Origin of the sequence: Hymenobacter jejuensis, from assembly GCF_006337165.1 — a bacterium.
In the GTDB taxonomy this organism is placed as follows: domain Bacteria; phylum Bacteroidota; class Bacteroidia; order Cytophagales; family Hymenobacteraceae; genus Hymenobacter; species Hymenobacter jejuensis.
The window spans coordinates 3,801,845-3,813,172 of the sequence record NZ_CP040896.1; the positions used below are offsets into that span (position 1 = coordinate 3,801,845).

The 11,328-nt window shown below is 57.3% G+C and carries 9 protein-coding genes; 3 read left to right on the plus strand and 6 right to left on the minus strand.

Annotation, left to right across the window (positions count from 1 at the left end):
• Positions 1–29: 29 nt before the first annotated feature.
• The gene (locus FHG12_RS15790; protein WP_139516644.1) at positions 30–1,892 is read right to left on the minus strand and encodes a PAS domain-containing sensor histidine kinase; all 1,863 of its coding nucleotides are present in this window, start codon (positions 1,890–1,892) and stop codon (positions 30–32) included.
• 92 nt (positions 1,893–1,984) lie between these two features.
• Positions 1,985–2,431, minus strand: a complete 447-nt coding sequence (locus FHG12_RS15795; protein WP_165699425.1) for a BLUF domain-containing protein — start codon at positions 2,429–2,431, stop codon at positions 1,985–1,987.
• Positions 2,432–2,897: 466 nt separating this feature from the next.
• Here FHG12_RS15795 and FHG12_RS15800 point away from each other — a divergent pair, with 466 nt between their 5' ends.
• Positions 2,898–3,452, plus strand: a complete 555-nt coding sequence (locus FHG12_RS15800) for a hypothetical protein (RefSeq protein ID WP_139516646.1) — start codon at positions 2,898–2,900, stop codon at positions 3,450–3,452.
• 100 nt (positions 3,453–3,552) lie between these two features.
• Here the strand turns inward: FHG12_RS15800 and FHG12_RS15805 are convergent, their stop codons facing one another.
• The 3 genes from FHG12_RS15805 to FHG12_RS15815 form a co-directional block, all read right to left on the minus strand.
• Positions 3,553–4,293, minus strand: a complete 741-nt coding sequence (locus FHG12_RS15805; RefSeq protein WP_230471148.1) for an alpha/beta hydrolase — start codon at positions 4,291–4,293, stop codon at positions 3,553–3,555.
• Between the two features lie 209 nt (positions 4,294–4,502).
• Positions 4,503–5,240: a DUF4386 domain-containing protein gene (locus tag FHG12_RS15810; RefSeq protein ID WP_139516648.1), complete on the minus strand. Its 738-nt coding sequence runs from the start codon at positions 5,238–5,240 to the stop codon at positions 4,503–4,505.
• A 198-nt stretch (positions 5,241–5,438) separates the two neighbouring features.
• On the minus strand, positions 5,439–6,623 hold the full coding sequence (locus FHG12_RS15815) for an acyltransferase family protein (protein WP_230471149.1): 1,185 nt from the start codon (positions 6,621–6,623) through the stop codon (positions 5,439–5,441).
• Between the two features lie 273 nt (positions 6,624–6,896).
• Between FHG12_RS15815 and FHG12_RS15820 the strand changes: the two genes are divergently transcribed.
• A complete protein-coding gene (locus tag FHG12_RS15820; RefSeq protein ID WP_139516649.1) occupies positions 6,897–7,130 on the plus strand; it encodes a DUF433 domain-containing protein in 234 nt (77 codons plus the stop codon).
• 6 nt (positions 7,131–7,136) lie between these two features.
• Entirely contained in the window at positions 7,137–7,478 is a 342-nt protein-coding gene (locus FHG12_RS15825; RefSeq protein ID WP_139516650.1) for a DUF5615 family PIN-like protein, read from the plus strand.
• Positions 7,479–7,706: 228 nt separating this feature from the next.
• On the opposite strand, the gene FHG12_RS15830 is transcribed toward FHG12_RS15825, so the two are convergent.
• Positions 7,707–11,093, minus strand: coding sequence for a DEAD/DEAH box helicase (locus FHG12_RS15830; RefSeq protein WP_139516651.1), 3,387 nt, complete (start codon positions 11,091–11,093; stop codon positions 7,707–7,709).
• Positions 11,094–11,328: the final 235 nt, after the last annotated feature.

Here is an 11,328-nt window from a genome sequence, read left to right on the forward strand (position 1 = left end):
TGCTCAGGCTATGTGAGTTGCGGCGTCGGCTATTCAAACCAGTGCACCACAAACGTGGTGCCTTCGCCTATGGTGCTGGTTACTTCCAGGTGCCCGTTGCGGTTATGGACGATGCGCTGCACCAAGTACAGGCCCACGCCCGCGCCGGGCAAGTCGGGGTGCTGCCGCTCGAAGAGGTTGAACGCCAGTTCCGGCGTATCATTCAGCTCCATGCCCATGCCGTTGTCCTGCACCCAAAGCTGGGGCTGCCCGCTGGCCGAAAGGGCGCTGCTTACTTTGATGTGCGGAGGCTGCTCGGGGTGCGCAAACTTGAGGGCGTTGCTGAGCAAATTATGAAGCACGCTGCGCAGGTTGGCGCGGCCATACGTGAGCGTAGGAGCCTGGCTAAAATCCAGATCGACAACAGCTTGGGCATCTTGCACTTGGGTACGCAAGCCCAGTAGTACTTCCTCGGCCACGCTGCGCAAATCCAGCGACTCGACCGGCGCCGATAGCTCGCGCTGGTCCTGCACGGTGGCGGCCAAGTCGAAGAGCGTAACATCGAGCTGGTGCAGCGAATCTTCCACCATTTGCAGCAGGCGTTCTTCGTCGGGGTCGTGGAAGGAAGCCGCGCGGCGCAACTCCTCAAACAAGCCCCGAAGGTTGTGCAGCGGCTGTTTCAGGTCGTGGGAAGCGGTGTACACGAAGGTGTCCAGGTCGCGGTTGGTGCGGGCCAGCTCGTCGTACTGGGTTTGGAGCACTTCGCGCAGGCGGTGCTGATCATCGACGTCGGTGCAGGCGCCAAACCAGCGCGGGCCGCGGCTGTCTGTGAGCTGCCGCGCCCGGATGATGTGCCAGCGGTACTGCCCGTCGTGGCGCCGCATCCGGTACAGGCCTTCGTATTCTTCGCCCGTAGCCACGCACTGCACCCAGCGGCGGGCCGCAGCGGACTGCTCGTCGGGGGCCAGCAGCGCCACCCAGCCCGTGGGGCCGAGCTCCTGCGTCGAGAGACCCGTGTACTGGCCGGTGTGCTGGTTGTAGTAGTCAATGAGTCCTTCCGCCGTGGCCGTCCAGATCAGCTGCGGAATGCTGTCGGCCAGGAAGCGCAGCTCGGCTTCGCCCCGGCGCAGGGCTTCGGCCAACTCCCGCTGGTCGTGCACCTCGGTCACGGCTCCGTGCCAGAACACGGGCTTGTCGGGGGCGTGCAGCTCGGGCAGGGCGCGGCTCAGGAGCCAGCGGTACTGCCCGTCGTGACGCCGCAAGCGGTATTCGTAGCTCCAACCGGTGCCAGCTTTCCGGGCTGCTTCCGACTGATACAGCACCCGCAGCCGGTCGTCGGGGTGAATCAGCAGCGGCCAGATGGCGTTCAGGTCGGTGGTAGGCGGCTGGCCCGTAAAGTAGTACCACTGCGGGCTGACGTACTCGTATTTGCCGGCGGCATCCACGGTAAACGTGATCTGCGGGGCCGTTTCGGTGAGCACGCGCAGGCGCGCATCGAGGCGGCGCGTTTCGAGGGCCAGCTCGTGGGCGCGTTGCCGGGCTTCTTCCTGCACCGTCACGTCCACGGCAAACAACAACAGCCCGTTCACGGCGCCCGCATCGTCACTGGTCGGTTCGAGGGCGATATCGAAATAGCGGGGCGTAGGATGCTCGTCGCCGGGCTCCGTAATGGGCAACCCGTAGGCTTTGGCTACAAACGGACTGCCCGAGCGGTACACCTGCTGCATCACCTCCAGCAAATCGGCCGGGATGGCGCCCGGATTCTCCGATAGCGGCTGCCCAAGCGGCATTTCGCTCCCCAGCACCGTGTGCATGACTTCATTCACAAAGCCGTAGCGCAATTCCGGCCCGAGCAGCGTGGCAACGCCCGCCGGCATGTGCCGAAGAATTTTCTGTAGCTGTGGTTCGTGCATGACAAAAGGGTGGGGCAGAGCGGGGAAGTAGCAGGGCCGCAGCAAAAGCGACCGCGACGAAAGAGGGCAGGAGTAGTAAAAAAAACCTAAGGTTAGACAGAAACCGGCTCGCTTGGGGCCTTATTGGCGCCGAAAACGGCCAGGCGCACGAGGTCCACCAGCAGGGCGTCGGCAATGCTCATGTTGTCGGGCACAATGGATGCTTCTTCGGGCATAAAAAACCCTTGCAAAGCCCGGAATCCTTCCGTTTCGATGGGGTGAAAGGCCATGCTCCAGTCGGCGAAGCTGCGGGCAGCGATGGGCTTGTCGGCCAGCTTCACCACGTGGGAATGGCGACCGTCGCGCGCAATTTTTTCAAACAGCGGCTCCAGCACTTCTGGCTCGCCCTCAATGAGCTGCGCGATGTTTCCGTGGCTGTAAAACAAGACGCCCGTGACGTTGTGGGCGGCGTTATCGCGGCGGCACTGCTCCAGCAGGGCCTGCAAATCGGCGTCGGAAAGCGGCCGTACCGCCCGACTCATGTAAATAATGTGAATCATACGAAAAAAAGTAGCGCTGCTGCTTTCTGCGCTGCGGAACGGCACCAGATCAGCAGCGCGGACTGTGGTAGGAAGAAGGGGTAACGGTCGAGCTTGCAAAATACGCGGGACGGAAAAGATAGTTAGACTATCGGCCCGCTGCGCCCTCATCGGCTGTGGTCCTTGCTGTCTTTTCTCCTGCACCCCCGACTGCTCAGGGCAAATGCCCGCTCTGTTTCTTCTTCCGACCGCAAATTTAGCTTTCCCCGCCGGATTCCGGAACACTTCCAAGTCGCCGCAGCCTGGGTAGGTGGAGCAGTACTGGTTTTACGGCCACTTGTTCGTTGTTCTTGTTAATAGTTAAGTAATTGATAATCAAACATTTAAATTGTGAGAATAAGGCCCGATAAAATGGGTATAACCTTCCTCAGCCAGTGTAGTATGCAGAAAGTAGGTCCTGTTTTCCCACCCAACTTTTTGCTGCATCATGGCTACTCACAATCAGCCCGACGACGAGTTGAATACCCCCACCGATCCGGCCCAGCTCGGCGCGGATCAGGCCCCGGTCTCGCAGCCCGAAGACGACCCGCGCGACATGTCCACGGTACGGGCAAGCGCCAGTGATTTCCGCGATGGCGTAGGCTTGCGCAGTCCTCGGCAAGACGCCAACTCGGGCGGCTCGGACATGGGCCAGGGCTCCGACTTCGACCGACAGCGGCGCCAAGGCGCGGCCGGCACCGGCGACAACTCCGGCGCCGTAGGCCGCGGCGAAGGCATGGGCCGCGCCGGGTTCAACAACGACGAAGACCGCGGATACGACCAAAGCGGCCAGCGCGGGGGCGTGGGGAGCAGCGGTGGTCGCGAAGACCTTTCCGACCGCAACCCCGACACCCAGCAAAATCCCTTCACGGGCGAGTTCGAGCTCCACAACCGGCCCGACGATGCGCTGACCCAGCGCATCGGCATGAACAACCCTAACCCCGCCAAGCCGGACCAGAACTCAGATGAAGCAGAACAAGCCGGCAACTCCACCGCGCCCTGAACGGAGCAGAGCATCTGTATGAAAAAAGCGCCAACTGCATCGGCAGTTGGCGCTTTTTTCATACAGATATTTTGGCAGCAGCTTGTAACTGCCTGATAGTCTATTTCTTACTAGGCACTGGGTTAAGCAGCCGTAACGCGTTGAATACGGCTTGATGCGTGATGGTCGCGTGGTTTTCCTCGGGCAAGTAGTCGAAGTGGATGCGCAGATTTGGGTTTTTGAGCAACATCAGCTTTTCCACCAGCAGGTTGGCATCAACTTCCATCACATGCGGAATGTCGCTTGGACCCAGTCCCTCTTTTCCGACGCCGATGTAAACGCCTTTGGGCGATTTGATGACCTGGTTCATCGCTTCAAGGTTCAGGTTGAGCAGCGAGCCGTTGTCCCACCAAAGGCTGGGGCTGACGATGATGTATTGGCTAAACAGATTGGGCTTTTTCAGCAGGACCTCGGTGGCCAAAAGCCCCGCCAGCGATTGCCCGATCAGGGTTTTAGAAGCTGCGGTTTTGTATTTAGCCTGAATGTAGGGCTGTAACTCGCTCTCCAGAAAGGCGATAAATTTATCCGAGTGCCCAGCGGTGGGGTATCGTTTTTTGTCGGCCTCAATGGTAGTGGCATAGGTGAAATCCCGCTTTCGGTCCACATTGGCAATTCCCACAATGATTGACTTGGGCACCCGTTCTATCCAGGAGAAATTATTGAACTGGTAAAGGCCTACGACATGGATGAAGTCTTCATCCGCGGAGCCATCGAGCAGATACACCACCGGATACCGGGTCGTGTCCTTATCGCTGTAGCCTTCGGGGACATAAATATTGAGGATTCGCTTCTCGGCCAACACTTTAGACTGTATTTCGCGGACAGACCCCAATACAAAAGGCCGGCTTTGGTCGGCGTTTTGAGCCTTCTTCTTCGTTTGGCCAAAACATAAGGTAGTTAGAAAAGACAGTAGAAGTATGAAATTGATTTTCAAGCAGTTATGCAGTTTGAAGTTGGCGGTGGAATTTGTCCTAGTGATGTAGTGGTGGCGTGAATTGCCGATAACGCCACTCAGCCATGTTCCGGGCTTACGTGGGTTTCCCATTTCGGAAGGTTGACGCCCTTTACGAGAAGCCACAGACAAAATGCCAATTCTCCGATAAAGGAAGGAAGCAGAATCGCGGGAAATAACAGGTTCGCAACGGCGGGAGCCAGGAGCAGGGCAAAGCTATTGGTGAGGTAACATAAGCCGGCAATCTGCATCAACACCCCTATAAACCGGGGCAGATAACCCGATCTGAAAATCAAATACCCTAGCACAAGGCAGGCAAAACCAAAGAATATTAGGCCGATGCCAAAGCCGTTGCTGTACGATTTGATAAACACATAGGCCAGCGCATGCAGCTGCTGGGGCTGGAATGCCTTTAGGTAATCGGCGCTTCCCAGTAGAAATAAAGCCACCAAAAGGCTTAGGTCGAAGGCAACCAAAACCGCGGTCTGGATCGACGTGAAAAGCAACGCCAGCAACGCCAGATGCTTGTTTACGGGCCGCAGCAGCACGTAAAAGATCAGCATCAACGGCACATCGCAAATATGCGTGATTAGGTCGACAGCAATGCCACTGCGCCACAGCAACTGCGAAGCCATGATGTTATGCGCCGTAGCGGTAGCGTCGCCGGATACCACAAGCTTGCCTCTGACGAAGAGCTCTCCGAAGATGCCGGTAGCTATGATAACCAGATAAAGCGCTCCGCCGATTCGGGCGTAAACCTGCGGGGAAGTTTTGCCTGTGTATATGCCCGAGTCCATTGCCTTGGTTTGTTAAGGAACGCTGTCTGTGTGGGTTTGCAATGCGGTCGCGCCGGCCGCGGATGGTAGGACGGCGTCGTTGGAGCGTATGCGAGGTTCTCGTTTTCTCATCCTGCGGGGTGCAGGATGAGATCATATTTGTAGATGCTGATATATAAGGTGTTATGTATAGAACAAGTGTAAGCCAGTACTATAAAATCAGGCTTTCTGATACACTTTAGCCGGCCCTAATTTCTTTTGCAGCCACCGCCGCACGGGCTCGTCGTACAGTTTAAGACACGCATACGCCAACGCGACGCTGGATGCCAACACTAACAAAGCCACCGGAAATGCTTCGCGTATCGGAATTTTATTGTCCTGCACCCACGCCGTGTAGGTGTAAATAAGCGGGTAATGCGTGATGTAAATCGGGTACGATATGTCGCCGAAAAACTTACATACCCGCGCCGAGAAATTGCTTTTTACTGCGCCGCTCGCGCCCAGAAATACAATCAGCGGGAAAACAAAGATGATGCTGAACGACTCGTAAAGTCCGTTCAGCCACAAGCGGTCGGCGCCGCCAATTCGGGGCATGGCGAACACGGCTAGTATCAACAGGCTACAGTATAGAAAAGCGTTATTTACGCGGGTCAATTTAATCGTGCGACAGAGTAACAGGCCGGCGAAAAAAGGATACAAAACCCGCGCAAATCCCACATGCAATTGTTCGGGAGTAAGCGACCAGCCGCCAATAACGTCGCCATTCGGACCGGTAATTGTCAGGTGAATCAGGAAGCAGGCGGATAAAAACACCAACACGGCCAGGGCAGTATTCGAGAATTTCCGGACGAAAAGCGCGTAGAGAATGTTGGCGACATACTCAAAGAACAGTGACCAGCCGGGGCCATCCAGCGGGTGCATCTCCTGCCAGCCCCGGATATCCAGGGACGGCGGCAGCGGCAGCAGCGTAAACCCAATGAGCATCACCAGCAGCATTTTCCAGACGGGCACTTCCGCGATCATTGGAAACAGCTTGGAGGCCTGAAAATAGAAGAACGCGGCCCCCACAATCATGCCCATCACCACCATCGGCTGCAACCGGACCAGCCGGCGCTTGAAGAACTCGCCAATGCTCATTTTCTGCCAGCGGTCGTCGTAGGCATAGCCAATCACGAAGCCGGACAGCAAAAAGAAAAAATCCACGGCCAGGTAGCCGTGGTTGATGATTTGGTCGAGGTGGCTGGTGGCATGAGCTTCAAAAAGGTGAAAGATCACCACCAGCACCGCAGCGACTCCACGCAAGCCGTCGAGGATGGCGTAATGCGGTTTTGAGGGCAACGGCGCGTTTTCCAAAGGCTGCGTTTCTAAATGGTTGGAGTAGCTGTTTTCGGGTCTAATCTTCACTTTTGGCCTGTTGCATGCGACCTGCGATTGTGCAGGCTCGCCGTGGCGGGCGCTTGCCGTGCATTGCTGCCCGCAAAGCTGGCTGGCCTAAGATACAGGACCAAATAAGTATCTGCGCAATGTCGCTGATTTTCAGGCTCTGCCCGGCTTGTGTTTGTTTGAAATAACGCTAGGCAAGAAGCAAAAGAAGTGCTTGCTGTGGAGGCTTTCTCTAATCCCGCTTGGTTTATTGTTACTTTTAACATCCCTTTTACACAGCCCCGTTTAATGCGTATGGACGCCTCCAGCATCACTGCATACATTGAGCTTAACCCCCAGGTCCGCTTTGGCAAACCGGTGGTAAAAGGCACGCGCACGACGGTAGCCGAAGTGCTGGAAATGCTCGCCAATGGCATGAGCGCAGCGGAAATAGAGAAGGACTTCCCGGCAATCGGGGCCGCGCAAATAAGGGCCTGCTTGCTCTATGCAGCCTATAAGGAAAGCGTGGTGTTGCTGTCGGTAGCCTAGGCTCTCATGCGCTTGCTCCTTGATGAGAATATCTCGTGGCGTTTAGCAGCTTACTTGCAGCCATACTGCGCTGAAGTGCTGCACGTACGAGACATCGGCTTGGCCAACAGTCCCGATACTACCATTTGGCGCTACGCCCGGCAGCATGGTTATGATATCATAACCAAAGACGAAGATTTCCTGCGACTGGTTATTACGGAAGGCTTTCCCCCGCGCATAGTAGCCGTACAGAATGCACAGATACCAGTAGGTAAATTGGCCGAATTCCTGTTAGCTCGCTTATCGCAATTACAAGAGTTCTTGGGCGAACAGAAGGAGTTTGGCTTGCTGTTGCTACGCTTGCCCTAGTTACCAAGAATCAGAAAATGAGCCCCAAAGCAAAAGAAGCCCTAGCTGCGAAGGCGGCTAGAGCTTCTTGTTATGGTCAGTGATGCGTTGCCGATTTCGCGGCAGTGACGTGCAACATCCACTCATGGACAGTCACGAGCCACAAGCTCGTGCCAGTTGAAACTTACTGCCATTTAAAAAGTATGCGTATTTGGTAAGAGATTTATTCATCTCATTGCTCTATTCTCTCTATTCTAATAACTCCAGCAACTCCTCCTGCGTCAACGACTTCACCAGCGCCACGTCGGTTTTGATCAGGCCGTCGGCTAGCTCGCGTTTGGCTTGTTGCAGGTGCATGACTTTCTCCTCAATCGTGTCGGGGCAGATGAGGCGCACGGCAACCACCTTTTTGGTCTGGCCGAGGCGGTGGCTGCGGTCGATGGCTTGGTTCTCGACGGCCGGGTTCCACCACGGATCGACGAGGTAGACGTAGTCGGCTTCCGTGAGGTTGAGGCCAGTGCCGCCCGCTTTCAGGCTGATCAGGAACACCCGCACCGACTCGTCCTGCTGGAACGCGCCCACGCGGGCGGCGCGGTTTTTCGTCTGGCCTGTTAGCTGCTCAAACGGGATGTCGTGGGCCCGGAGCGCGTGCCCGATCAGATCAAGCATCTTCACGAACTGCGAGAAGATCAGGATCTTATGCTGCGGGGCCTTGTTGCGGATTTCCTCTACCAGCGCCTCCAGCTTGGCCGATTGGTGGCCGTAGCTTTCCTGGTCGGGGAGCAGGGCGGGGGAGTTGCAGATCTGGCGTAGCTTGGTGAGGCCCTGCAGCACGTGGGCGCTGCTTTTGAGCTGCGTTTCGGCGTGGTTGCCCATGATCAGGTCGCGGAATTCCTTTTTGCAGGCTTCATACACGCGGCGCTGTTCGGTGCCCATCTTGCAGTAGATCACCATCTCGGTTTTGTCGGGCAACTCTCTGGCTACCTGCGCTTTGGTACGGCGCAGCACAAACGGACTGATCTTGCGTTGTAGGGCCCGCGCGGGCTTGTCCTCCTTGAATTTGTCGATGCGCGCGGCGTAGAGGTCCTGAAAGTGCTGCTTGGTGCCCAGCAGACCGGGGCAGGCGAAGGAAAGCTGCCCGTAAAGGTCGAAGGTATTGTTCTCGATGGGCGTGCCCGTGAGCACCACGCGGTTGCGCGCCTGTAACAGACAGGCGGCCTTATAGCGCTGCGAATCGAGGTTTTTGATGGCCTGGGCTTCGTCGAGGAAGACGTAGTGAAAGCAATAGTGGCGGAGCTGACGAATGTCGGAGACCAGCGTGTTGTAGGTCGTCAGCACGAGGTCGTGGGCGTCGAACAGGGCCGCGCCATGCTGGCGGCCGGGGCCGTGGAGCCCGTGCACGCGCAGGGAAGGCGCAAACTTCTGCACCTCGGCCTGCCAGTTGAACACCAGCGACGTCGGGACCACCACCAGGTTGGCGGCGCTGGCCCCTTTGGCCCGCTGCGACAGGATGAAGGCCAGCACTTGCAGCGTCTTGCCCAAGCCCATGTCGTCGGCGAGGCAGCCCCCGAAGCGAAAGGTATCGAGGAAGTTCAGCCAGTTCAGGCCCTGCTGCTGGTAGTCGCGCAGGGTCGCGTGGAGGTCTGGCGGCACCGGCACCGGCTCGATGCCCGTAAAGTCTTCTACAGCAGCTTGGTAGGTCGCCAGCTGGGCTTTGGCATTGGCGGCTAAGGCTTCGGGGTCGTACAATTCCAGAATGGCCGAGAAGTTGACACTAGGCGTGCGAATCCGATCCTCGATTACCACCCCGGCCGCAAAGTAGCGGGCAAACCTCTCGACCCACTCCTGGGGCAAAATGCCGCGGGTGCCGTCGTCGAGGCGTACGTAGTGGCTTTTGTTGCGAATGGCCTGTTGGAGCTGCCGTAAGGTGGCGTTTTGCTTGCCGAAGCTTACCCGCACTTTGGTGTCGAACCAGTTGGTTTCGCCCGTAACGCGCACCGTAACGCGGGCGCGGTTGGGGTTTAAGGTGTTGTTTTTGAGCTGGTTAAAGCCCAGGATGGTGATCTGCTCCTGCTGCCAGTCTTCGAAGGCCGTCAAAAACCATTCTTCGTCCAGAAACAACGCTTTGGGCACGTACAACGACGACTGCTGCACCTGCTCCTGAAACGCGGGGTAGTGACGCAGCAGGGCCGTCAGGAAGTGCCGCTCGGCAGGCTCGTCCCGCGTCAGGGCGAAGGGGTTGCCCAGCTCATCGATGCTGAAGAGCTGCTTACGCGACAAAATCGACACTTCGATGCGGCCGTAGCACACCACGGGCAGCACCTCCACGTGCACGCCGGCATCGGAGAGGTAGAGCAGCTTCTCCGGTGCCTTATCGAAGCCGTGGCTGATGAGCTGCTCGCGGGTGGCCGGCCGGGTGTAGGAGTAGTCGATGTGGATCTGGTCTTCGAGGTTGGCCAGCACGTCGCGCCGAAACTCGATGAACTTGCTCCGGTGAATGAGCAGCGTGTTGTTGCGCTTTGTGAAAAACTCAATGATGCGCCAAATGTCTTGATTGTCAAGTAGGTATAAGATGCCGTTGACAGCTGCGAAATACTCGAAACGCACCGAAAGCGTCTTTAACTCTACCGGCTGGCCATCGAGTTGCATCTGGCCCGCCACCTCGTAAAACTCGCCCTTCTCCGTCACCGACAGGCGCAACTCCGTCGGCACCAAGCGCAGCTGCAAAGGCGTGAGCGCCTGGGCCGTCAGCTTGTCCGATACGGCGGGGTTGTGGGCAAAAACGGGCAGGCCCTGGGGGTTGTGCAGCACGGCCCGCAGCGCCTCGATGGCGGCCGCGGAACGGGTGTCGTCGTAGTTGTTCTGGAAGCGGGCCAGGCCGGTATAAAACTTCAGCTCGGCCGCGTCGGAGGTTTGCCAGATGCTGTCGAGCGGGTTGAGCACCGTCACCGGGTTTTTGACTTTTCCAGCCGCCGTAAGCGCCGTTTCTGCTAGCTGCAGGGTCAGGTGGCCGTAGTACTTGTGCTTGCCAAATATGATAATACGTTGATTGTCAATTGCTTCTGGTTTAGCCTTGCGCGGATGCGGAAGTAGCTGATTGACAAACTCTTGCGTGGTGGCTGGGGTCACTAGGCACAGCCCAGGCTCCCGCGGCGTGACTACCACCGAAGGCCGGGCGTAGGTCAGCTGAAAATGGGCGTCCAGGTCGGGGGCCTGTTCCAGGCCGTAGTCGCGGGCGGTGGCTTGAAGTAGCTCGCGGCGCTGTTTGGAGTCGAAGAACACGCGCAGCTCCGGGCGTTGCAGAATGCTGAGCAGTACTTGGGCTTGGTGCTCGCACAAGGTCGTCTTGGGGGTCAAGCAGCCGCAGGAGAGCAGCAAGCCTTCCGCCTGCTGCTCCACTATTACCGTCGGGAACTCCAGCGAGCCAGAAACTGAGCTGCCAAACGAGCCAAAGTCCAGCGCCAAGGACTGCGGCTGAATGGCCGTCAGCGCGTGAATATCCGCCAGGAAAGCAGTAGAGCAGTGCCGAAGCACATTGGCTCGGGTTAGCTTGGGAATGGTAGCTCCCGCAAGGCGGTATTGGTGAGGATGCGACGAGTCTTCTGTAAGTAGTTGGTTATATGATATTTGCGACATGTATTTAAACGGCAATACACGGACTGAACAGAAGAAACGAACTAAGACCAAATGCCAGGCTAGATAATATTAACTCCCCACCTTTTTTCAAGGAGGGGTGCCCGTAGGGCGGGGTGGTCAGCTAGAGCTAGAGAACTAGAGCTAGTTATCGTTCAACTAAACAACAACTTTACCACCCCGGCCTGCGGCCTCCCCTCCTTGAAAAAGGAGGAGTGTTAAACTAAACTAGTTTTAA

Coding starts and splice junctions, on each gene's coding strand:
- FHG12_RS15790 (WP_139516644.1), bottom strand. CDS start 1,892: ATGCACGAACCACAGCTACAGAAAATTCTTCGGCACATGCCGGCGGGC.
- FHG12_RS15795 (WP_165699425.1), bottom strand. CDS start 2,431: ATGATTCACATTATTTACATGAGTCGGGCGGTACGGCCGCTTTCCGAC.
- FHG12_RS15800 (WP_139516646.1), top strand. CDS start 2,898: ATGGCTACTCACAATCAGCCCGACGACGAGTTGAATACCCCCACCGAT.
- FHG12_RS15810 (WP_139516648.1), bottom strand. CDS start 5,240: ATGGACTCGGGCATATACACAGGCAAAACTTCCCCGCAGGTTTACGCC.
- FHG12_RS15820 (WP_139516649.1), top strand. CDS start 6,897: ATGGACGCCTCCAGCATCACTGCATACATTGAGCTTAACCCCCAGGTC.
- FHG12_RS15825 (WP_139516650.1), top strand. CDS start 7,137: ATGCGCTTGCTCCTTGATGAGAATATCTCGTGGCGTTTAGCAGCTTAC.
- FHG12_RS15830 (WP_139516651.1), bottom strand. CDS start 11,093: ATGTCGCAAATATCATATAACCAACTACTTACAGAAGACTCGTCGCAT.